The 23,827-nt window shown below is 69.1% G+C and carries 13 protein-coding genes; 2 read left to right on the top strand and 11 right to left on the bottom strand.

The window, feature by feature from the left end; all coding sequences use genetic code 11:
* Positions 1 to 10: 10 nt before the first annotated feature.
* From AC1DWT_RS02590 to AC1DWT_RS02550, 9 genes are all read right to left on the bottom strand, one after another.
* On the bottom strand, positions 11 to 910 hold the full coding sequence (locus tag AC1DWT_RS02590) for a carbohydrate ABC transporter permease (protein ID WP_206014879.1): 900 nt from the start codon (positions 908 to 910) through the stop codon (positions 11 to 13).
* Positions 907 to 1,860, bottom strand: a complete 954-nt coding sequence (locus AC1DWT_RS02585; protein ID WP_477919711.1) for a carbohydrate ABC transporter permease — start codon at positions 1,858 to 1,860, stop codon at positions 907 to 909. The genes AC1DWT_RS02590 and AC1DWT_RS02585 overlap by 4 nt, the downstream gene beginning before the upstream one ends.
* 75 nt (positions 1,861 to 1,935) lie before the next feature.
* Positions 1,936 to 2,856, bottom strand: a complete 921-nt coding sequence (locus AC1DWT_RS02580; protein WP_477919582.1) for a L,D-transpeptidase — start codon at positions 2,854 to 2,856, stop codon at positions 1,936 to 1,938.
* Between the two features lie 169 nt (positions 2,857 to 3,025).
* The gene (locus tag AC1DWT_RS02575; protein WP_477919580.1) at positions 3,026 to 4,705 is read right to left on the bottom strand and encodes an FAD-dependent oxidoreductase; all 1,680 of its coding nucleotides are present in this window, start codon (positions 4,703 to 4,705) and stop codon (positions 3,026 to 3,028) included.
* 93 nt (positions 4,706 to 4,798) lie between these two features.
* Positions 4,799 to 5,020, bottom strand: coding sequence for a dodecin (locus tag AC1DWT_RS02570; RefSeq protein WP_072950405.1), 222 nt, complete (start codon positions 5,018 to 5,020; stop codon positions 4,799 to 4,801).
* Between the two features lie 18 nt (positions 5,021 to 5,038).
* Positions 5,039 to 6,244 carry a serine hydrolase domain-containing protein gene (locus AC1DWT_RS02565; protein ID WP_477919578.1) on the bottom strand — a complete coding sequence of 402 codons (1,206 nt, stop codon included), beginning with the start codon at positions 6,242 to 6,244 and terminating at the stop codon, positions 5,039 to 5,041.
* A 92-nt stretch (positions 6,245 to 6,336) separates the two neighbouring features.
* Positions 6,337 to 6,852 (bottom strand): DUF6764 family protein, encoded by a 516-nt coding sequence (locus AC1DWT_RS02560; RefSeq protein ID WP_072950403.1) that lies wholly within the window; start codon positions 6,850 to 6,852, stop codon positions 6,337 to 6,339.
* Positions 6,853 to 6,905: 53 nt separating this feature from the next.
* Positions 6,906 to 7,934, bottom strand: coding sequence for a DNA polymerase domain-containing protein (locus AC1DWT_RS02555; RefSeq protein ID WP_477919577.1), 1,029 nt, complete (start codon positions 7,932 to 7,934; stop codon positions 6,906 to 6,908).
* Positions 7,935 to 8,978: an ATP-dependent DNA ligase gene (locus AC1DWT_RS02550; RefSeq protein WP_072950399.1), complete on the bottom strand. Its 1,044-nt coding sequence runs from the start codon at positions 8,976 to 8,978 to the stop codon at positions 7,935 to 7,937.
* A gap of 148 nt (positions 8,979 to 9,126) precedes the next feature.
* Between AC1DWT_RS02550 and lppU the strand changes: the two genes are divergently transcribed.
* Complete coding sequence (gene lppU / locus AC1DWT_RS02545) at positions 9,127 to 9,714, top strand: LppU family putative lipoprotein (protein WP_072950415.1); 588 nt, start codon at positions 9,127 to 9,129, stop codon at positions 9,712 to 9,714.
* A gap of 46 nt (positions 9,715 to 9,760) precedes the next feature.
* Here the strand turns inward: lppU and AC1DWT_RS02540 are convergent, their stop codons facing one another.
* The gene (locus tag AC1DWT_RS02540) at positions 9,761 to 10,891 is read right to left on the bottom strand and encodes a magnesium and cobalt transport protein CorA (protein WP_072950396.1); all 1,131 of its coding nucleotides are present in this window, start codon (positions 10,889 to 10,891) and stop codon (positions 9,761 to 9,763) included.
* Positions 10,892 to 11,225: 334 nt separating this feature from the next.
* Here AC1DWT_RS02540 and AC1DWT_RS02535 point away from each other — a divergent pair, with 334 nt between their 5' ends.
* A complete protein-coding gene (locus AC1DWT_RS02535) occupies positions 11,226 to 11,921 on the top strand; it encodes a 3'-5' exonuclease (RefSeq protein WP_206014876.1) in 696 nt (231 codons plus the stop codon).
* A 6-nt stretch (positions 11,922 to 11,927) separates the two neighbouring features.
* Here AC1DWT_RS02535 and AC1DWT_RS02530 read toward each other — a convergent pair.
* The coding region (locus AC1DWT_RS02530) for an amino acid adenylation domain-containing protein (protein WP_477919576.1) at positions 11,928 to 23,827 on the bottom strand (11,900 nt) is incomplete at its 5' end.

Genomic DNA, 23,827 nt, shown 5'->3' with positions numbered 1-23,827 from the left:
CTCGTGTCCGCTATCCCTTGACCGCACCCGACGTGAGGCCCTTGATCATGTGCCGTTGCAGCACAAGGAAAACCGCGAGGATCGGCAGCATCGTGAGCACCGTCCCCGCCATGACCGGACCCCAGTCGGTGAGCCCGTCGTTGTTCTGCAGCTGGGTCAGCCCGATCGGCAGCGGCGCGACGGACGCGTCGTCGGCCATCAGGAACGGCCACAGGTATTCGTTCCATTCGGTGACGACGGTGATGATCGCGAACGCCACCATGGTGGGGCCGGACACCGGCAGGACCACCCGCCACAGCAACCGGGCATGGCCGGCGCCGTCCATCCGGGCGGCCTCGATGATCTCGGTGGGTATCGACAGGAAGTGGTTGCGCATCAGGAACGTTCCGAACGCAACTCCCGCGAGCGGAACGATGATGCCGTGGAAACTGTTCCGCCAACCCCATTCGGCGACGAGGGCGTAATTCGAGATGACGGTGATCTGGTTGGGCACCATCAACGCGGCGATGATGCCGAGGAATACGAAGTTCTTGCCCGGGAACCGCAGGAACACCAGACCGTAGGCGCTGAGGACGCCGAGTGTGAACTTCACGGCGGACARCACTCCGGTGATGATCACCGAGTTGCGCAGGAACGTCCAGAACGGCACCGACGTGGTGGCCTCCGCATAGTTCTCGGGGTGAAAGGTCCCGGGCCACCACGTGACCGGAAGGGTGTAGATGTCGGGGCGATCCTTGAACGACGTCATCACGATCCAGTACAGCGGCAGGGCAACCGTCACCAGCACGGCCACCATCGCGGCGTAGCCCAGCGCCGTCACGAGCGCTTCCCGCCGGCGGTGGTCGCGGGCCGCGTCCGCCGTCGCCGGCACCTCCGTGCTGCGCCGCTCGCGCACGGCTCCCGCGGTCACCGGCCGTCCCCGCGATCCATGATCCGCACCTGGTAGACGGTGATTCCGAGCAGCACCAGGAACATGATCGTGGCGACGGTGGCCCCGTACCCGGCCCGGAAGTTGCGGAACGACTCGTTGTAGACCTGGTAGACCATCGTGGTGGTGCCGGTGCCGAGCGGACCGCCCCTGGTCATCACGTTGATGATGTCGAACACCTGAAGCGAGCCCAGCATCACCGTGATCGAGAGGAAGTAGGTGGTCGGACGCAACTGCGGGAGAACGACCCGGCGGAACGTCGTCCACCCGCTCGCCCCATCGATCTCCGCGGCCTCCGCCAGTTCGCGTCGCGTACCCTGCAGTGCCGCAAGGTAGATCACGAACGTGTAGCCGAGGTTCTTCCACATGTAGGTGACCGTGACCATGACCAGCGCCCAGTGCGGATCCTGGTAGAAGTCGGGCACGGAGTCGACCCCGACGCGGTGCAGGAGGTCCTGGATCAGCCCGAACCGGGGGTCGAACACGAACTGGAACGCTACCCCGATCGCGGCGCCGGAGATGACGAACGGCGCGAAGATGGCGGATCGAACAAGGTTGCGCCCGTTCAACTTACGGTCCAGCAGCACGGCGAGCGCGAGACCGGCGACCATCGATCCCACCACGGTCGCGGTCGTGAACACGACGGTATTGCCGACGATCTGCCAGGTGTCGGGGCGGCTCCACCACTCGCGGTAGTTGCCCAGGCCGACGAACGTGGCGGCGGGGTCGGCGATGTTCCAGTCGAAGAACGACAGCCGGATGTTGTCGACCAGCGGGCGGTAGGTGAACAGGACGAGCAGAACCAGATTGGGGCCCACCAGCGCCGCGAACAGCGCGTAGTCCCGCCACGGACGCCCGAGGAACCCCTGCTTTCCCGGCAACGGCAGGGTTCGTTCCGGACTCGATCTCACTGCGGCAGTCTGACGACCGATTACGAATAGCCGGTAAATTGCCGTAGCCCGCACATTGAACTGTGCGGGCTACGGGAAGAACTGGTCGGAGCAGGGTCAGCGGTTCCAGTCACCGAGACCGTCGGAGCCGTTCAGCACGCCGCCCGCGGTGTTCTGCACGACGACGGCGTCACCCTTCTTCGAGTTCTCGTAGAACCACTTGGCGTCCTCGGTGCTGACGTTGAGGCAGCCGTGGCTGACGTTCGTGTTGCCCTGGGCGTTCACCGACCACGGCGCGGCGTGGACGAAGATGCCGCTGTACGACATGCGGGTGGCGTACTCGACGTACGTGCGGTAGCCCTCGGCGGAGTCGACCGGGACCCCGTACGTGGAGGAGTCCATGTACATGTCACGGAACTTGTCGCCGATGATGTACGTGCCGTTCGGCGTCTCGTGATCAACCTTGCCCATCGACGTCGGCATGGTCTTGACCACCTCGCCGTTGCGGGTGACGGTGATCTGCTTGGTGTTGTCGTCGGCGGTCGCGACGAACGCGTCACCGATGGTGAACGTGGAGTGCGCGTCGCCGGCGTCCACGGTGACCTCGGTGTTCGCGGGCCAGAACTCGGTGGGCTTCCAGCGCACCTGGCTGTCGTTGATCCAGTAGAAGCCACCCTCGACCGGCTGGCTGGTGGTGACCTTGATGGCCTTCTCGGCGGCGGCGCGGTCGCCGATGGCCTCGTTGAAGCGGATGATCACCGGTTGCGCGACACCCACGACCTCGCCCGCACCCGGGTTGAGGGACGGGGCCGAGAAGTTCGCAGGCGCCGGCGCCGGTTCGGGCAGCGGGAGCTGCGGCGCGCCGGGCAGACCGGGCAGGGTGGGAAGACTCGGAATCTCCGGTCCACCGGGAAAGAGCGGCGCGGCCTGTGCGGCCCCGACCAGCGCAGTTCCGGAGACGACGGCCCCGGTCAGTGCGACAGCGACCCGTGACGACCAGTGCTTGTTCCTGGAAGAACCGATTCCTGACTTGCCCATATGACCACTCTCGTTCGACGACGTGTACAACGCGCGTCCCCGACGGACCTATCAATCGCGCACTGCCATTAACACACATCATCCGGCCGCGAGCAATTTGCCCGCAATCGTTGCCGCTCCGCGGCCTGCGGGCGGTCGGTGTCACCGAGTGGTCAAGAAGCGCTCACGATCAGGTCTCGGCGCGGGCGGCGGCGAGCATGCTCTCGATGGTGATCAACTTGGTGCGCGGCCGGCCGGCCGCCCTGCCCCCGGCACGTTCGGTCTTGTCGATCCGCTGCCAGCCCTGGAAGTCGACCGCGTCGGGCGCGCGCTCGGCGATCAGCCGGTCGAGAGCCTCACGGTCGGCGGGCGCGTCGAGCCGCCCGGCGGAGAAGTCGTCGATCAGCATCCTGACCGTCTCCGCGGAGCAGTACTTGTTGGTGCCGATCACGCCCGTCGGCCCGCGCTTGATCCAGCCGGCCACGTACACGCCGGGGACCGGTGCGCCGGTCTCCGGATCGATCACCCGGCCGTTCTCGTTGGGGATGACGCCGCGCCGGTCGTCGAACGGGATACCGGCCACCGGCTGCCCGCGGTAGCCGATCGAGCGCAGCACCAGGCCGGTGTCCAGCGTCGAGGTGTCGTCGGACGGTTTGGCGCTGAGCCTGCCGGACGCGTCCGCGACCATCTCGTTCTTCGCGATGCGCACCGATTCGACGGCGTCGGTGCCCAGAATTTCCAGGGGCGAGGTCAGGAAGCGCAGCACGATCCGCTTCTTGGCCGGGTCGGCGGTGCGCCGGGCGAACTCCTCGACCTGGCGCACCTTGTGGCGCTGCCACGGCTCCGCTTCGTCGCCGTCGACGAATGCGCGGCTCGCCGGGTCGAGCACGGCTTCCTCCGGGTCGACGACGACGTCCACGTTCGGCATGCGCCCGAGCGCCAGGAGTTCGGGGTTGGTGTAGGCGGCCTGGGCGGGGCCCCGGCGGCCGAGGATGACGACCTCACGGATGTTGCTCGCCCGCAGCGCCTCGAGGGCGTGGTCGGCGAGATCCGTCGTGGCCAGGATCTCCGGGTCGGTGACGAGGATGCGGGCCACGTCGAGTGCCACGTTGCCGTTGCCGACGATGACGGCCCGCTCCCCCGACAGGTCGAACGTGCGGTCGGCGTAGTCGGGGTGCCCGTTGTACCAGGCCACGAACTCGGTGGCGGCGTGACTGCCGGCGAGATTCTCGCCGGGAATGCCCAGTTCGCGGTCGCCTGCCGCACCGACCGCGTAGATGACGGCGTGGTGGTGCGCGAGCAGTTCCTCGTGGGTCACGTCCGTGCCCACGTTCACGTTGAAGTGGCAGTGCACCGTCCGCTTGCCGACGACCGAGCGGAACTGGTCCGTGACGCCCTTGGTGCCCGGATGATCCGGGGCGACGCCTGCGCGCACCAGCCCGTACGGGGTGGGCAGACGGTCGAAGATGTCGATCTCGACGCGGGGCTTCGCGGTCAGTTCCATCGCGGCGTAGCAGGCGGCCGGACCCGACCCGACGACCGCGACGTGGAGCGTGCCGAGGGCTGCGTCGATCTGCGGCAGCTTGAGCGGCTCGGGCCAGTCGGGGCCGATCGGGTGCTTGGTGTAGTACTGCGCGTTGATGTCGAGGTACGGCTCGTCGACCTCGTCGAGGTCGTTCTCCGCGTAGATGGCCTCCACCGGGCACTCCTCGACGCAGGCCCCGCAGTCGATGCAGGTGTCCGGGTCGATGTACAGCATTTCCGTGCTCGCGAACGGCTTCTCGTCCGGTGTGGGATGGATGCAGTTGACCGGACAGACGTCGACGCACGACGCGTCGTTGCAGCACGGCTGCGTGATCACATATGCCACGGTTCTCCCCTACCTGAGTACGCGCAGTCCGAAGTCGAGATATGACCCCAGACTATAACGTGTTCCACTTTTGTGCGAGAACCGTGTGCGAGGTCAGACCGCGTCGCCCGGCTCGACCCGGAATCCGACCTTCACCGTGACCTGGTAGTGCGCGATGGCGCCGTTCTCGACGTGGCCCCTGGTCTCGACGACCTCGAACCACTCGACGTTCCGCACGGTGTCGTTGGTCCGCGCGATCGCGTTCTTGATGGCCTGATCGGTGCTGTCGCTCGACGAACCGACGACCTCGACAACTCGGTACACGTGATCACTCATCGGGATTCCTTTCGTGGGTTACTTGCCGTTCCGGACGATCGCCTGTGCCTCGACACCGAGCCGGGCCAGACGAAGATCACCGAGAGCCGTGAGGGAACTGCCGAGGCGGTTGGTGACGAACCCCAGCGACAGTCCGCTGTCGAGGTCCGCGTAGGCGCCGGACCCGCCGACCCCGTAGTGCCCGATCGCGTTCCGTGGTTGTTCCCGGGACGCGAGGATCGGCCGGTGGTAGCCGAGCGACCACAGCGGCCGGATACCGAGGACGTAGTCGCGGTCGCGGGTCTGCACCTCCGACATCCGCGCGATGGTCGACTTGCGCAGGAACCGGCGTCCGTCCAGCCTGCCCCCGTTCGCGATGGCGCCGTACATCCGCGCGAGCGCCCGCGCACTGAACACACCGTTCCAGCCGGGCATCACCGCGTCGTGCACCGCCGGGTTCCGCACCAGCGCGTCGAATCCCTGCGGCATCGCCGCCTCGGCCAGCCCGCGGGTAGGGCCGACGAGCGAGAGCACATTCGAGGTGAGCTCCCAGTTGAGTCCGGCCGGGTTGATGTGCGGGAACAGCTTCGCGATCCGTGGACGGTGCTGTCCGGGAACCTGATACCAGAAGTCGTCGACACCGAGCGGTCCCGCGATCTCGTCCTGCACGACCTGGACGAACGGTTTTCCGGTGACGCGGGCGATCAGCTCGGCCACCAGCCACCCGTAGGTGACGGCGTGATACCCGGGGCCGCGCAGCCTGCGCGGATCCGCCGGGGCCGCCGCGAGGGCCTCCACGACGGCGTCGTATTCGAGGAGATCGAGCGGGCTCCGCATCAGCCCCCGGACCTTGTGCAGTCCGGCCCGGTGGGTGAGGACGTCGCGGACGGTGATGTCGCCCTTGCCTGCCGCACCGAATTCGGGCCAGTAGCATGCCACGGGCGCGTCGTAGTCGATCAGCCGGCGTTCGGCGAGCCGGTGGACGACCGTGCTGGCCACGCCTTTTCCGGTCGAGAACGACAGTGCGACGGTGTCGCGGTCCCAGCGGCGGTCGCGGTCTGCCCAGCCCGCCCAGATGTCGAGGACCTTCTCGCCCCGGAAGTACGCGGTGAGTGCCCCGCCGCCGTGCTGAGGTTGCCGGTACATCGCGAAGAACCGGTCGGCGAGCGGCAGGAACCGCGGATCGACGTGCAGTTCCGTCCGTGGCACGGACGCGGGCCGGGATACTCGAACGCTGGTCGTCATCGACCACCTCCGATCTCGCTGCCGTAAGTCCTACGGCAGTGCGTCAGCCCATTGTGACTACCGTCACCATACGACGCGGACCGGGGTGCCGTTCAGGGAAGCCGCCACACAGTTATGCCGTCGCTCAGACATGCTTGACCTGCAAGGAAATTGATGGCCAGCGAGGGACCGGCCGCGCACACCACGCCTTTGGCCGGATCCGCGACGAGCGCCTGCCCACCGGGACCGCTCAGCACCAGCGCCGGGCCGACGCTGTCGACCGTTCCGATTGCGACGCTCTCGGGCCCGACCGCGACCGCCGCGACGACACCGCGGCGTGCCTCTGCCGCGCCGACACCGCCGCCCAGTCCGGCGCCGAGCGCCGCTCCCGCGTGGGCCGCGTCGGCGAAACCGACACCGTCGGTGCCGAAGGCCGCCGAATTGCTGCTGGTGTCGGCATTGGCCCCGCACGCGGTGCGGTCGACGACCGTCGTGTGACCCCTGCCCGGTGGTGACACACAGGAGAGGGAGACGGCCGACGCGGTGGCCGGCGCGATCAGCAGAGTCCCGAATGCCGTCGCGACGACACCGAGGACGATTCCGGCAGTACGAACCGTCTTACGTTCCATGGCGACCTCACATTGTTCCCGACCCGACCGTCCCGAGCCTACGTGAGCGCCGGCTATTTGCGGTCTCGGTCCCGACTCGGTTGTACCCGCTTGGGTTCCCCCGGCATTTTGGGGTAATTGGGTGGGTACGGGAGATCGCCGAGACCGTTCGCGGTGTCCCGTTCCGCCATCTCCAGCAGCACGTCGAGCGATTGCGCCACGTCACCCATGGTCGCCATCGGGTCGCCACGTTTCTCGAGCAGCGCGGGCACGGTCGCGATGGTGAAGTCGTCGGGGTGGACGTCGACGAGTTCCTCCCAGGTGACCGGCGTCGACACGGTCGCGATCGGCGTCTTGCGGGCCGAATAGGCGGATGCGATCGTCTTGTCCCGGGCGTTCTGGTTGAAGTCGAGGAAGATGCGTTCGCCGCGTTCCTCCTTCCACCAGGACGTGGTGGCCCGGTCGCCGCTGCGCCGCTCGATCTCCCGGGCCAGGGCGATGCCCGCGCGCCGCACCTCGATGAAATCCCAGCGCGGCTCGATGTGGAGATACACGTGCAGGCCGCGTCCGCCCGAGGTCTTGGGGTAGCCGATCAGACCGAGTTCGTCCAGCAGCGGCCGGAGCACGTCCAGCGCGACCGCCCGGGCGTCGTCGAATCCGGTCCCCGGCTGCGGGTCCAGGTCGATGCGCAGTTCGTCGGGGTGATCGACGTCGGGGCACCGCACCGCCCACGGGTGGAACGTGATGTTGCCGAGGTTCGCCGCCCACACGATGTTCGCGGCGCTGCGCACCCGGAGCACGTCCGCCTTGCGGCCGGACGGGAACGTGACCTCGCACGAGTCGACGTGGTCGGGGCGCTTCGCGGGCACCCGCTTCTGGTAGATCTCCTCGCCCTCGACCCCGTCCGSGAACCGTTGCAGGTGCGTCGGCCGATCGAACAGGGCGCCCAGCAGCGCACCGCCCAGCGCCACCGTCCGGTAGTACTCCACCAGGTGCCGCTTCGTGCCGCCGTCGGCACCGAGTTTCGGGTAGTAGATCTTGTCGGGACTCGACAGCCGCACGGCGACGCCGTCGACGTCGAGTTCTTCGGCAGGACTCGCCATCTAGGAACCTCCGGCCAGGACGTCGGCAAGGTCGTATCGCACCGGGACCTCCAATTGTTGGAACGTGCACTCGTCGGGCGTCCGGTCCGGGCGCCAGCGCAGGAACCGCGCGGCGTGCCGGAACCGGGCACCCTCCATCTGGTCGTACGCCACCTCGACGACGCGTTCGGGGCGCAGCGGCACCCAGGTCCGGTCGTTGCCCGACTGCCACCGCGTCGGTGCCCCGTCCGCGACGACGTCGTCGCCGACGCGCAGTTCGTCGAGTTCGGCGAGCAGTTCGATCCGCCGCGCGGCCGTGAACGCCGACGCCCCACCGACCATCGCCATCTGCTCGCCGTCGTACAGTCCGAGCAGCATGGACCCGATCCCCGGCTGACTCTTGTGCGGCCGGTATCCGATGACGACGCAGTCGGCGGTGCGGGCGTGCTTCACCTTCACCATCTCCCGCTTGTTCGGCAGGTACGGGCCCACCAGCTTCTTCGCCACCACCCCGTCGAGGCCGGCCCCCTCGAACGCCTCGAACCACTCGGTGGCCGTCGCACTGGATTCGGTGGCCGCGGTGACGTGGCAGGAGGACCCGCCGCCGACGGAGTCGACGAGTTGCGCGCGGCGCACCGAGAAGTCCTCCCGGCTGAGGTCGCGGTCGCCGAGGGCCAGCAGATCGAACGCGACGAACTGGGCCGGGGTCTTCTCCGCCAGCATCGTCACCCGGCTCTCCGCGGGATGAATGCGCTCCGACAACGACTCCCAGTCGAGGCGGGTGCGGCCGTCGATGTTGCGCGGGACGACGAGTTCGCCGTCCACCACGCACCGCTCGGGCAGTTCGTCCTTCACGGCGCGGACGAGTTCGGGAAAGTACCGGGCCAAGTCTTTTCCGCCGCGGGAACCGAGCACCACCTCGTCGCCGTCCCGGAAGACGAGGGTGCGGAACCCGTCCCATTTGGGTTCGTACAACCAGACGGGCCCGGACTCCGGTTGCGCCGGAACGGACGACGCAGCCTTCGCGAGCATCGGCTGTAACGGAGGCATCACGGGGAGGTCCACCCGTCCATACTGTCATCACAATTGGCAAATCGGACAGCGATGTAATCAAATAATGCGCGACACGGCAATCGCGGTGGACACGGTCGAGGTGGCAACGGTCATCTCAGAGGCACGGGTGGCGGGACGTCACCCGACGGAGGGGTCAGACATGACAGGGTTAGTTCGGCGGGTGTGTACCGCGGTCGTCGCGTTGTCGGCGACGGCAGTTCTGGTGGCAGGGTGCGGTTCGGACACGACGCCCACCGCGGTGCCGGAGTCGGGTGCCTCCGCGGCCACCTCGTCGACCACCGTGATCGACGGACAGGAAGGCGAGGACTCGGGCGGCGACGTCGACTTCGAGGTCGCGATCGGTGAGTGCGTGAAACTCGGCGGCACCGTCACCGACGCCGAGATCGACAAGGCGGTGTGCGGCAGCCCCGATTCGAACTACAAGGTGATCGCGAAGGCCGCGAAGAACAGCCAGTGCATCAGCGACGCCGACTCGTACTACTACGAAACCCTCGGCGGCATCGAGCAGGGCGCGATCTGCCTCGACGTGGACTGGGTGATCGGCGGCTGCATGGACGTCGGTGGCGAGGACCCCGCACGCATCGAGTGCGGTGACACGACGGCCGTCGACGGGGTGAAAGTGACGGAGATCGTGCAGGGCGCCACGTCCGTGGACTCGTGCAGCACGTCGTCCAACGGCTACGAATACTCCGAACGCAAGTTCGTCGTCTGCGTCGACGAACTCTGACGGCGGGCGCAGGCCGGCCGCGGGTCCCGCCCGCGGCCGGCCTCGCTCACAACCAGCCCCGGCGTTTGAAGATCGTGTACAGCCCGGCGCAGGTGAGCATCATCAGCGACAGCGCGAACGGATACCCGCCGGCCCAGTGCAGTTCGGGCATGTGGTCGAAGTTCATGCCGTACACGGTTCCGATCAGAGTGGGCGCGAAGAGGATCGCCGCCCACGCCGACACCTTCTTGATCTCCTCGTTCTGCGCGTAACTGGCCTGGGTCAGGTTGCGCATCTCCTCGTTCTGCTCCTGCGACACCAGGGTGGCGTTGACGGTGAGGATGTTGCCGAGCAACTGACGGAACCCGTCCGCCCGCTCCACGACGACCGTCGCGTGGTCGGTGACGTCACGCAGGTAACGCTGCAACTCCTCGTCGGTGTTGTACTTCTCGAAACCCTGCGACAACCCCCGCAGCATTCCGAGCAGCGGCCGTGTGGCCCTCTGGAATTCGATGACCTCACGGGTGAGTTCGTAGATGCGACGCGACACGCCCGGCGCCCCGCTGAACACCTCGGTCTCGATCTCGTCGATGTCGTTCTGCAACCCGGCCACCACCGGCGCGTACCCGTCGACCACGGCGTCGAGGATGGCGTAGAGCACGGCCTCGGGTCCGAGCCGGAGCAGGTCCGGGTTGCTCTCCATCCGCCTGCGGACCGCCGACAGGTCGGGGGATTCGCTGTGCCGGACCGTGAGCACGAACGTCGGACCGCAGAAGACGTGCAGCTCACCGAATTCGACGCGCTCGGTCTCGTCGCAGTACCGCGCGGCGCGGAGCACCACGAACAGCGTCTTGCCGTAACGCTCCAGCTTGGGCCGCTGGTGGGCGACGATGGCGTCCTCGACGGCCAGCTCGTGCAGGTCGAATTGCTTTGCCGCCGCATACAACTGGGCGTCGTTGGGCCGGTACATCCCGATCCACGCCATCGACGCCGCATCCGGCAGGCTCGCGAGCGCCTCCGACAGCGTGGCCGGAGTGGCCGTCTTCCGGCCGTCGCGGTAGACGGCGCTGTTGACCACCGTTTCCTCCGCCGGCGTCGGCTCGACGGGGCGCCGCGTGACGGCGTGACCGGCGTTCGCGTCGGACACACCGGCGGAGCGGCTGGGCAGGAGGGAACGGATCGGGCGCAACTGAGGCATGGCACGGGGCTTTCGAGGGAAAAGGGCAGCGCGGGACGGCGCTGAGGAACACGGACCGTGAAACCGCGCACCTACCGGTGGAACGGTTTCAGTTGGTACTGGGAGGTTGGCTTCTCATCGGATGCCACACCTCCTTACCCTCTCGCACTCTTCCCTCGAAAGAACGCTCTCTCGAGATAACACAGTTCACGACCTCGGCGAACTGCAGACCGCAGGACACGATACCCCCGGCGACCGGCCACGACAACCTGGGATCCCCGCCGTGTCGGTCCCGGATCCGGCGCCTCCCTCGGCAGATACTGGGCGCGCACCGAATCACCACCGAGAGGCCCCCATGACCAGCTGGTCGGACAGACCGATCTGCGCGTTCGATCTGGAGACGACGGGGCCCGACCCCACCGACGCCCGCATCGTCTCCGCGTGCATCGCCGTCGTCGACGCTCACCACTTCGAGTCGCGCACCTGGTTGCTCGACCCCGAGGTTCCCATCCCGCAGGGCGCGACGGACGTGCACGGCATCTCCACGGAGTACGCCCGGGCCCGCGGGCAGGACTACGCCACCGGGTACGGCGAGATCCGCGACGCCCTGTACGACGCGTGGACCCTGGACCACGCCGTCGTCGCGTTCAACGCGTCCTACGACCTGACCGTCATGCACACCGAGGGTCTGCGGCTCGGGCTGCCCGAACTCGTCACCGGCACCGTGGTCGACCCCTACGTCATCGACCGCGAGATGGATCGGTACCGGAAGGGCAGGCGCACCCTGGGCGCGGTGTGCGAGCACTACGGCATCGCGCTGGAGGACGCTCACGAGGCGGAGGCCGACGCGCTCGCCGCCGCACATCTCGCCCGGACGCTGGCGCAGCAGTTCCCGAATCTACGGGCCCTCGACATCATGACCCATCAGGCCGATTGGCACGCGGAACGGCAGCGCGACTTCGCCGACTACCTCGTCCGGCAGGGGCGCGATGCGTCGGATGTCAACGGCGAGTGGCCGATTCGCGGACTCACCCCGTTCCTCATCGCCTGACCGGGGTCACGAGCGGTCGGAGAGCACGCGCGAGAGCACCGGCCCGATGACGGCGAGGGACTGCGGCTCGATCATGGCGTTGTGCCCGCAGTCCACGGGCTGCTCGTCGATCCGGCCGGTGACGAGCGGCCGCCATTCGTCCGCCGAGTGCGCAGGGCCGGTCCCGTCCCCGTCGCGGGTGGCGTGGAAGACGAGCAGGTCCCCGTCGTAGGCCCGGGGCACGAAGTGATGCGCGAGCCACCGGGAGTTCTCGTAGCCGGCGGAGATCCGTTCGAGGTCGCGTCCCCGCACGCCGGTCTCGGCGCCGAACGACTCGTCGATCAACCGGGCCGCGTGCTCGTAGGTCATCTCGGCGTCCGGGTCGGCCTGCAGTCCCAGCCCACGCAGGAGTTCCCGGACGTCCAGCCTGCCGGACGGCGGCTCCTCGCCACCCACGGGGTAGCTGTCCATGACGGCCAGGGTGCCGACCTCCTCGCCCGCCGTCTGCAGTTCGACGGCCATGGCGTGCGCGATGACGCCACCGAGCGACCAGCCGAGCAGGTCGTACGGGCCGGTGGGCTGGATGGCCCGCATCTCCTCGATGTAGCGGTGCGCCAGCTGCTCGATCGTCCGGTAGTCGCCGCCGCCGCTGATCGTGGGCAGTTGCAGCCCGTACGCGGGCCGGTCCGGCGGGAGGTACTGCACCAGACCGGCGTACCCCCAGGACAGCCCGATTCCCGGATGCACGCAGAACAGCGGCCTGCCGCTGCCCTGCACCCGCAGCGGAATCACGACGGCGAGCGCCTCTTCCAGACCGGCGCTCCGGTGCGGAAGGTCGAGTCGGCCTGCGATCCCCGCCGGGGTCGGGTCGAGGAACATCCATTGCAGCGGAACCCGCCGATCCAGTTCGGCCTGCAGTGCGCTGACGATCCGAGTGGCGAGGAGGGAGTTTCCGCCGAGATCGAAGAAGCTGTCGGCGGTGCCCACCCGGTCCACCCCGAGAACCGACGCGAAGACGTCCACGACGATGCGTTCGGTGTCCGTGGCCGGGGCCCGGAACGCGGCGCCGGTCGAACCGAACTCGGGGGCAGGCAACGCCTTCCGGTCGAGCTTGCCCACCGGGGTCATCGGTATCCGATCGAGTACGACCACCGCGGACGGCACCATGTGAGCGGGCAGGCGCTCGGACGCGTAGGTGCGCAGTCCGGCGGGCTCGACCTCCTGTCCGTCCTGAACCCGCACATACGAGGCGAGCACGGTGTCGCCGGACGGGCCGGTGTGACCGACGGTGGCGGCGAACGCCACCGCCGGGTGCCTGCCGAGCACGGCGTCGATCTCCCCGAGTTCGATGCGGAAGCCACGGACCTTGACCTGGAAGTCGCTGCGGCCCAGGTACTCCAGGGTGTGGTCACGTCTCCAGCGCACCACGTCGCCGGTCCGGTACATCCGGCACCCCGGCTCCCCGAAATTGCAGGCCACGAATCGTTCCGAGGTGAGCGCAGGCCGGTCGTGGTACCCGCGCGCCATGCCCGGCCCCCCGATGTACAACTCGCCGGGCACCCCGGCAGGCACGGGCTGCAGCCGCTCGTCGAGAACGAGGAACGCGAATCCCACTGCGGGCGAACCGATGTTCACACCCTCGCCGGGACGCATCGGGGCGCTGACACTCGCCTGGATGGTGGTCTCCGTGGGTCCGTACCCGCTGTGCAGGCTCCGGCCCGGCGCCCACCGCGCGACCACCTCCGGCGGGCACGCCTCGCCCACCAGGTCGAGGACGCGGAGCGAATCGAGTCCGTCGTTGTCGAGCGCCGCCAGCGCGGTCGGGGTGATGGTCGCGTGGGTCACGCGCTCGCGACGGAACAGGTCCGCCAACTCGCTGCCCCCGAGGACGACGGGCGGCACGATCACAACCTGCGCCGACGCGCTGAACGCCATCATCAGTTCGAACACGGAGGCGTCGAAACTCGGGGACGCCAGTTGCGACACCCGGGACTCGTGGGTGACCTGGAACCGTTCGTGCGTCTCCGCGGTGAAGTCGGCCATCCCCCGGTGGGTGACGGTGACGCCCTTCGGTCGTCCGGTCGACCCCGACGTGTAGATGAGATAGGCCGGGTGCGCGAGGTGCAACGGACTCGTCCGATCCTCGTCGGTGACCGGTGCGGGTGACACCGCTGCCACCTGCGCAGCGGCCTCCTCGTCGTCGAGGATCAGCCACGGGACGGTGTCCGGCAGGTCGCCGCGGCGACTTCTCACGGTGAGGCCGAGTGCGGCCCGGCAATCGGTGAGCATGTAGTCGATGCGCTCGCGCGGATACGTGGGGTCGACGGGCACGAACGCCGCACCGGCCTTGGTGATCGACCAGATCGCGACCACCGACTCGATCGAGCGGGGCATTCCGACGGCCACGAACGTCTCCGGCCCCACCCCACGGCCGCGCAGGACCCGCGCCCACCGATTGGACCACTCGTCGAGTTCGCGGTACCTGACCCGCCGGTCCTCGTAGGACAGGGCCACCGAATCGGGGTCGAATGCGGCGGCCGCCGTCAGCAGGTCGGGCCACAACTGCGCTCGCACGTCCGGCTCGCCGCGGGCAGGCGCCATTGCCTTCAGCTCCGCCTCGTCGAGCAGCGGGAGGTCGCCGACCGGCCGGTCGGGGTTCGCCGTGACGGCGTCGAGGATCCGCACGAACCGGTCGGCGAACCCGCGGACGGTGCCTGCGTCGAAGAGGTCGGTGGCGAAATCGACGGCGCCGGTCATCCCCGCCGGCGCACCGTCCGCGTCGAACTCCTCCGCCAGCAGGAATTCGAGATCCACCTTGACGACGGCGAGCCCGGAGTCGATGCCGCGGACGTCCAGCCCCGGCAGCGTCAGGACCGGTCGCTCGTTGTTCTGAAATTCCAGCGAGACCTGGACGAGCGGCGCGTACGCCGTCGAGCGGGTCGGCCCGACCGCGTCCACCACCCGCTCGAACGGAACGTCGGCATGTGCGAACGCCCCGAGGTCGACATCGCGGCAGTGCGCGGCCAGGGCAGTGAACGACGCGGCCGCGTCCACCCGGGTGCGGAGCGCGAGCGTGCCCACGAACATGCCGATCAGACCGTCGACGGCGGGGTCTCCCCGGCCGGCGATCGGGGTGCCGACGGCGACGTCCGCGGTGCCGCCGAGCCGACTGAGCAACACCGCCAGGGCGGCGTGCACGGTCATGAACTCGGTGGAGCCGAGGCGTCGAGACAGCTCCCGGATGCGTCGATGCAGGTCGGTGTCGACGGAGAAGTGGATGCGCGCACCGCGGAAGGACTGCTGCGACGGCCGATCCCGATCGGTGGGCAGTTCCAGGAGGTCGGGGGTACCCGCCAGCGCGGTCGTCCAGTAGTCGAGCTGCCTCGACAGCAGCGACTCGGGGTCGTCGTCCGAACCGAGCAGTTCCCGCTGCCACAGGGCGTAATCGGCGTACTGCACCGGAAGCGGTGTCCAGTCGGGCGCGCCGCCGGACACGCGGGCGCCGTACGCCGCCATCACGTCGCGCACCAGCGGCCCCATCGAGAACCCGTCCGCCGAGATGTGGTGCACCACCACGGCGAGGGCGTGCTCGGTAGTGCTCAGCGAATACAGCCCGGCCCGCAGCGGAAGCTCCACGGTCACATCGAAACCCGCCGAGACGAGCCGGGACACCTCGTCCCGCAGGTGCTCTTCCGCGACGGGGGCGGGGACCAGCGGGGGCACCGCACCCGCGGCGGGCAGGATCTGCTGAACCGGCCAGTCCCCGCGGACCGGGAACATCGTGCGCAGCGACTCGTGCCGGACGAGGACGTCGGTGAGCGCCGAGTTCAGCGCTCCCACATCGAGATCCCCACTCAGTACCACCACGATCGGGATGTTGTAGGCGGCCGAGGTGGTGTCGAGCTGGTTGACGAACCACATCCGCTGCTGCGCGAACGACAGCGGAATGTCGTCGGGCCGCGTGCGGGCCCCGAGTACCGGGCGGCCGGCCGTCTCCGCCCCGGACTGCTCGATCCGGGCCGCCAGCGCCGCGACCGTGGGCGCCTCGAACAGGTCCCGCACACCACAGTCGGTGCCGAGCAGCGCGCGCAACCGCGCCGTGACCCGGGTGGCGCTCAGGGAGTTGCCGCCGAGGTCGAAGAAATCGGCGTCGGCGCCGACCCGCCCCAGCGCGAGCACGTCCGCGAAGACACCCGCCACCGTTTCCTCGATCGGGCCGGCCGGGACCCGGTAGTGCCCTGCCCCGGACAGCAGGTCGGGCTCCGGCAGCGCCGAGCGGTCCAGCTTGCCGACAGCCGTCAGCGGAATGCGCTCCAGCACCGTGATCGAGGTGGGCACCATGTGCGGCGGCAATCGGTCCGCCACGTGCCGGGTGAGTTCGGCGGTGTCGAGGGAGCCGCCCGACGACGGTACGACGTAGGACACCAGCAGAGTGTCGCCCGCGGGCCCGCGGTGCGCGAGCGTGGCCGCGAATCCGACGTTCGGCTCCGACATCAGCGTGGCGTCGATCTCGCCGAGTTCGATGCGGAAGCCGCGGACCTTGACCTGGAAGTCAGTGCGGCCCACGTACTCGATGCTGTGGTCCGGCGTCCACCGCACGATGTCGCCGGTGCGGTACATCCGCTCACCGGGCCGGAACGGGTCGGCGACGAACCGTTCGGCGGTCAGTGCCTGCCTGCGGTGGTAGCCGCGGGCCAGACCCGCCCCGGCGAGGTACAACTCGCCGGCAACACCGACGGGGACCGGTTGCAGCCGGGTGTCGAGCACCAGTTCCGTCACGCCGCGGATCGGCCCGCCGATGGTGATCGGTTCCCCCGGGACCATCGGTGCGCTGATGTTGGACATGATCGTGGTCTCGGTCGGCCCGTACGCGTTGTACAGGCGGCGGCCGGGCGCCCAGCGGGCGACGAGTTCGGGTGGGCACGCCTCCCCGCCGAACACCAGGTCCGTCAGGTGCGTCAGCCCGGCAGGGTCGAGCGACGCCAGCGCGGCCGTGGTGATGAAGGCGTGGGTGACGTTCCGGTCGGCCAGCAGCCGCGCGAGTTCGTCGCCGCCGAACACGGTGGGCGGCGCGATCACCATCGTCGCGCCGGCGCCGAACGCCTGGAGATACTCGAAGACCGACCCGTCGAAGCTCGGCGTGGAGAAGTGCAGTGTCCGGGATTGCGGTGTCGCACGGAAACGTTCGAGTTGATCGCGGGCGAAATTGTCCAGACCGCGGTGGGTGACCACCACACCCTTCGGCAGGCCCGTGGACCCCGACGTGTAGACGGCGTACGCGGCGGTGTCCAGCGTGACCGGACCGCTCCGGTCGGCGTCGGTCACGGGTGCCCCCGGACGCTCGGCGCATTCGACCGCGAAGCCGGGTTCGTCGAGCAGCAGCCACTGCGCGTCCCCCGGGAGCCGGTCTCGGTGCCCGGTCGTGGTCAGGCCGAGCGTGACTCCGGAATCGACGAGCATGTGGGTGATGCGCTCGTCGGGGTAGTTCGGGTCGATCGGCACGAACGCCGCACCGGTCTTCGCCACCGCCCACACCGACAGCACCGAGTCGAGGGACCGCGGAATCCCGATGGCCACGAACGTTTCCGGGCCCGCCCCGCGTGCGATGAGGGCGCGGGCCAGACGGTTCGACTGCTCGTCCAGCTCACCGTACGTCACGTCGACGTCCTCGTAGGACAGGGCGACCGCGTGCGCGTCGAGCGCGGCGCCCTCCTCGAGGATGTGCGGCAGTGTGCGGGTCGATCCGCCCGGACGGCCGCGGACCGGCACCAGTTCGGCGCGCTCCCGGCCCGTCAGCAGCGACAGTGCGGCCAGCGGCCGGTCCGGACGGGTGCAGGCATCGAGCACCCGGAGCACCCGCCCGGCGACGTCGGCGACGGTGTCTGCGTCGAACACGTCCGGGAGGTACTCGAATTTCAGGTGCAGCCGGGCGTCGACCGACGCCACCAGGCTGAGTGGGTAGTGGGCGGCGTCCCGCGCGTCCACCCCGGTGACGCGCAGGCCTGCGATGTCGGTGTCGGTGGTGAGCCCGGCGCGGTCGACGGGGTACGACTCGAACACGGTCAACGTGTCGAACCCGACCTCCGGCCCCGCCGCGCCCTGAATCTCGGACAGGCCCAGGTAGTGATGATCCAGCAGCGCCGCCTGCTCGGCCTGCACGCGCTCCAGCAGGGCACCCACCGTGTCGTCGGGGCGCAGCCTGATCCGGACGGGCAGGGTGTTGATGAACAGCCCGACCATCGTCTCGATACCCGCCAACTCGGGCGGCCGCCCCGACACGGTGGCACCGAACAGCACGTCGTCGCGGGCGGTCAACGCACCCAGCACGATCCCCCACGCCACCTGGACGAGGGTGTTGACGGTCAGCCCTCGCGAACGCGCGACGTCCCGCAACAGGGCGGTGCGCTCCTCGTCGAGGTCGAACACGAACTCGTCTGACATCGTGGACAGCCGTCGTCCCGGATCCGAGCGGGCCAGCAACGTCGGCCCGTCCACGCCGGCGAGGGCCCGGGCCCAGACTTCCCGGGAGGCGTCCTGATCGCGGCGGGTCATCCACGCCAGGTAGTCGCGGTATGCGCGCACACGAGGTAGCGGCGACGCGTCCCCGTCGGTGGCGTACAGCGTCAGCAACTCCCGGATCAGCAACGGCATCGACCAGCCGTCGAGCAGGATGTGATGGTTCGTCGACACCAGCCGGTACCGGTTCGGCCCGGTCGCGATCAGCATGAACCGGATCAGCGGGGCGCGCGTCATGTCGAACGGGCGCACCCGGTCCTCGGCCAGCAACCTCGTGATCTCGGACTCGGCGGCGTCTACGCCCAGAGCCGTCAGGTCGATCTCGTGCCAGGGCGCCTGCACCCGTCGCCGGATCACGTGTACGGCGTTGCCCTCGGCGTCGCGGAGGAAGCCGGCGCGCAGGTTGTCGTGCCGGGCCAGCAGCGCATCGGCCGCGCGGCGCAGTCGACGCGGATCCACGGCGCCGTCGAGTTGGAGGCTCACCTGCACCAGGTAGGCGTCGAGGGAGTCGTCGGCGAGTTCGGCGTGGAAGAGCATGCCGGACTGCAGCGGCGACAACGGCCATACGTCCGTCAGGTCCGGGCAACGGCTTTCGAGCGACTCGATCGCGTCCTGTCGCAGTGCGACGAGATCGAGGTCCGACGGCGTGAACCCGGTGCCGCCCGACTCCGCGTGGGTTCCGAGGGCGGCGAGGGCCTGCAGCCACAGCTGCGCGAGTTCCTCGATCTCCGCGCGGGTGACGACCTCCGGCGGGTAGGTCCACGTGGAACTCAGCCGGGGGCCGTCGCCCGAGTCGACGGTCATTGCATTGATGTCGACGACGGCCGCGACCGGGACGGCCGGGTTCTCGCGCAGTCGGGGTTCGTCGACCGGCACCCACCCCTCCGCGGTCTCCGTGGCGGTTCCGCCCATTCTGCCGTGGTAGTTGAAGCTGATCTGGGGAGTCGGCAGCGGCGAAAGAGACTGCGCCGTCTCGTCGTTCAGGTACCGGAGAAGCCCGAACCCGATGCCGTGGTCGGGAACGGCGCGGAGTTGCTCCTTCACGGACTTGAGAGCGGCTCCCGCGGACGGACCCGCGGCGAACGCGTCGTCGAGGTCGACCCCGGCGAGATCGAGTCGCACCGGGAAGATCGTGGTGAACCAGCCGATGGTGTGCGCGAGATCGGCGCCGGGCACCACCTGCTCTTCACGACCGTGGCCTTCGAGCCCGACCAGCGCGCCGGGAAGGTCGATGCCGCGGTGTCGCCGCCATCGCGTCAGCGCCATCGTCAGCGCGGTCAGCAGGGCATCGGCGACGCTGCCGTGGAAAGCCCGCGGCACGGTCGTCGACAACGTCTCGGTCAGCGAGGCAGGAACACGCACCGCGAGGTCCGCGGCGGTGGCGGCGGTGTCCGACGCGGTCAACGGACGCGACCCCAGCAACGGGTCGGGTGCGTCCAGCATCGCGCGCCACACGTCGAGTTCGGCGGCGCGCCGGGGCTCACGCGCGGCGTCGGCGAGCCCGTGCGCCCACCTGCGCATCGACGTCCCCTGCCGCTCCAGCGCCGGTGGGCTGCCGGACTGCAGTTGCGCGCACGCCGCAGCGAGGTCGGGGATCAGGATCCGCCAGGACACCCCATCCATCGCCAGGTGATGCGCGACGATCAGCACGCGCCCCGGCCGTTCGGCCTCGTCGAACCAGACCGCCTGTATCATCACGCCCGACTCCGGGTCGAGCCGATCGAGAGCGCTGTCGAATTCGGCGCCGATCTCGTCCGCCCGGCCCCGGCGCAGCACGGTCGCCGCCCGCACCGACCCTTCCCCCTGTACCTCCATCGACCATCCCGGTTGGGTGCTGGACGTGCGGTACAACCGCGCCCGCAGGACATCGTGCCTGTCCAGCACGGCCTGCAGGGCCTGCGTCAGGGTGCCTTCGGTCATCGTCGCCGGGAGCGTGAACAGCACGGACTGCGCGTAACGGCGGAAATCCCCGCCCCTGGCAAGCATCCACCGCACGATCGGCGTCAGCACGATCTCGCCGATCCCGCCCCCGGGCAATTCGTCGAGAACCACCGCCTCGTCGTCCGTGCCGGCCGTCGCGGCAAGCCCGGCAACGGTTTTGCGCTCGAACACGTCCCGCGGCGAGATCAGTACCCCCGCAGCCTTGGCCCGGGTAACCAGCTGGATCGACATGATCGAGTCGCCACCGAGGGCGAAGAACGAGTCGTCGACACCGAGGGCGAAGAACGAGTCGTCGACACCCACCGAGTCGAGGCCCAGGACCTCCGCGAACAGGCCGGCAAGGATCCGTTCGGTCTCGGTGACCGGTCCGCGACCCGCGGTCACTCGCTGCCCGAAGTCCGGTTCGGGCAGCGCTTTCCGATCGAGTTTGCCATTCACCGTCAGCGGCATTGCATCGAGCACCATCACTGCGGCCGGCACCATGTGCGAGGCCAATCGCTCCGCGACCGCGTCGACGATCAGGGCCGCGTCGATCACGACGCCGGCCTCCGGCACCACGTACCCCACCAACCGGTCGCCGCGCGCCGTCACCGCCGCCTGCGCCACCCCCTCGATCGCGAGCAGGGCCGACTCCACCTCCCCGAGTTCGATCCGATAGCCCTTCACCTGCACCTGGAGGTCGTTGCGGCCGAGGTACTCGAGTTGTCCGTGCGCGTTCCACCTGCCCAGATCGCCGGACCGGTACATCCGGGCCCCGGGCACGAACGGATCGGGAACGAATCGGCCGGACGTGAGGGCGGGCCTGCCGAGGTAGCCGCGCGAGACCTGCGCCCCGGAGACGTACATCTCCCCCGCCACTCCCGGCGGCACCGGGTGGAGCCGTCCGTCGAGCACGTACACGTGCAGTCCGGGCACACCCCGGCCGATCACAGACCCGGACGCGTCCCCGACGAGGTCCCGGTCGATCGGCAGGTGGGTGACGTGCACGGTCGTTTCCGTGATGCCGTACATGTTCGCCAGGACCGGCGCGGTGTCTCCCCGGCGGGCGTACCAGCGCCGCAGTTGCCCGAAGTCGAGGGCCTCCCCGCCGAAGATCATGTACCGCAGCGACAGCGCGGGACCGCCGGCGAGGCGATCCGCCTCCGCCAATTGGTAGAAGGCGGTGGGAGTTTGATTGACGACCGTGACATGTTCTTCGCGCAGAAGTTCGAGGAACATCTCGGGTGAGCGCGCCGTGAAGTAGTCCACCAGCACCAGCCGGCCGCCGTGGGCAAGTGCCCCCCACATCTCCCACACCGAGAAGTCGAATGCGGCGGAATGGAACATGGTCCACACGTCGGCCGGTCCGAATCCGAACAGCGTCTGCGTGTTTGCCACCAGCGTGACGACGTTGCGGTGCGAGACCTGCACGCCCTTCGGCTGCCCGGTGGAACCGGAGGTGTAGATCACGTAGGCCACGGAGTCCAGATGCAGCGGAGTGCGGCGGTCGTCGTCGGTCACCGGAAGGGGCGACAGCTGCTGCAGTGCAGTCACGGTCGCGGGGTCGTCCACCACGACCACCGGCACCCCGGAGCCTCGGAAGGTCTCGGCGTCCGCGGTGGTGGTGAGCACACACTTCGGCCGGGCGTCGCCGAGCAGGAAGGCCAACCGTTCGGCAGGAGAGGTCACATCCACCGGGAGGTAGCCCGCGCCCGCCTTCACCACCGCCACCAGCGTCACGACGAGGTCGATCGACCGCGTCATCCCCACCGCCACCAGTGTCTCCGCGCCGGCTCCCCGCGCCACCAGCAGTCGGGCGAGCCGGTTGGCCCGCTCGTCGAGTTCCCGGTACGTCGCCGACGAGCCTTCGCAGCGCACCGCGACGGCCTCGCCGTCGGACGCCACCGCCCGGTCGAACCGATCGACCAGCGACAGCGGTGCGACGTCGGTCCCCGGCCGATACGCGGCGGTGAGCACGAGTTCGCGTTCGGGCGCATCCAGGATGTCGACGTCCCCGACGGGTGCGGCCGAGTCGGTGGTCACGGCTTCGATCACCCGCACGAAGCGCTCCGCGAAACCCTCCACCGACGCACGATCGAAGACGTCCGTCGCGTAGCGGACACCGGCGCTGATCCCGACGGGCACGCCCTGCTCGTCGACGCACTCCACCAGGCTCACCTGCAGATCGAATTTCGCGACGTCCAGGTCGACGTCGAGCGACCGGGCGGTCAGCCCGGGCAGTTCCAGGTGTGTGCGGGTGGCGTTCTGGAATTCGAGCAACACCTGGAACAGCGGTGAGTGCGCGGTGGACCGCTCGGGTGCGAGTTCGTCGACCAGCCGCTCGAAGGGCAGGTCTGCGTGCTCGAACGCACCGAGGTCCACCGACCGCACGTCGGTGAGCAACTCGGCGAACGACGTTCCCGCGGGTACCGGGGTGCGGAGTACCAGCGTGTTGACGAACATCCCCACGACGTCGTCGAGTGCGGCGTGGCCACGGCCCGCGATCGGGGTTCCCACCACCACATCTTCCGATCCCGACACCCTCGTCAGCAGCACGGCCAAGGCCGCGTGCACCACCATGAACAGCGTCGAATTGCTCCGGTGTGCAAGGTCGGCCAGGGCCTGGTGGACGTCCGGTGGGATGTCGAACGGAACGACCGCCCCGACCAGGGACCGCTGCGTGGGTCGTGGCCGGTCCAGTGGTAGCGGCAGCACGTCCGGGATGCCCGACAACGTCCGGGTCCAGTAGTCGAGCAGGCCGGACAGCATCGAATCGGGATGTTTGTCGGTGCCCAGAGCCTCGCGCTGCCACAGGCTGTAGTCGGCGTACTGCACGGGCAGCGGCACCCAGCCGGGTGCCTGCTGCTGCGCGCGCGCCGTGTAGGCGAGCATCACGTCCCGCGCCAGGGGGGCCATCGAGAAGCCATCGGCCGCGATGTGGTGCACGACGAGGGCGAGGACGTGCCGCTCGGGCGCGACTCGCAACAGCCGGACGCGAAGCGGAAGGTCCTCGGTGACATCGAATCCCACGCCGAAGAGCGCGGCGAGGGAGTCCCGGAGCGCTCCTTCGGAAACCGGGATCGGATCGAGGTCGGGGGTGACGAGCGCGGAATCGGCGATCATCTGCCGGGGTCCGTCCGCGGAACCGGGAAACACGGTGCGCAGCGATTCGTGTCGCTCCAGGACGTCGCCGAGTGCCGCTTGCAGTGCACCCAGATCGAGCGCCCCGTCCAGTTGCAGCGCGACCGGGATGTTGTAGGCCGCCGAGGCGGTGTCGAACTGGTTGACGAACCACATCCGTTGCTGCGCGAGGGACAGCGGAATCCGCTCGGGCCGCGGCCTCGCGGTGAGCGCCGGAGAGACGGAACTCGTCATCATCTCCGAGTCGATCCGGACGGCGAGATCGGACACCACGGGTGCGTCGAACAGCGCCGCGACACCGACGTCGGTGTCCAGCGCGCTGTTGATGCGCCCCACCGCCCGGGTGGCAC

This window comes from Rhodococcus sp. P4_B6, from assembly GCF_056402215.1.
This window is presented reverse-complemented; position numbering and strand designations above follow the sequence as displayed.

Coding starts and splice junctions, on each gene's coding strand:
- AC1DWT_RS02580 (WP_477919582.1), bottom strand. CDS start 2,856: ATGGGCAAGTCAGGAATCGGTTCTTCCAGGAACAAGCACTGGTCGTCA.
- AC1DWT_RS02570 (WP_072950405.1), bottom strand. CDS start 5,020: ATGAGTGATCACGTGTACCGAGTTGTCGAGGTCGTCGGTTCGTCGAGC.
- AC1DWT_RS02565 (WP_477919578.1), bottom strand. CDS start 6,244: ATGACGACCAGCGTTCGAGTATCCCGGCCCGCGTCCGTGCCACGGACG.
- AC1DWT_RS02560 (WP_072950403.1), bottom strand. CDS start 6,852: ATGGAACGTAAGACGGTTCGTACTGCCGGAATCGTCCTCGGTGTCGTC.
- lppU (WP_072950415.1), top strand. CDS start 9,127: ATGACAGGGTTAGTTCGGCGGGTGTGTACCGCGGTCGTCGCGTTGTCG.
- AC1DWT_RS02540 (WP_072950396.1), bottom strand. CDS start 10,891: ATGCCTCAGTTGCGCCCGATCCGTTCCCTCCTGCCCAGCCGCTCCGCC.
- AC1DWT_RS02535 (WP_206014876.1), top strand. CDS start 11,226: ATGACCAGCTGGTCGGACAGACCGATCTGCGCGTTCGATCTGGAGACG.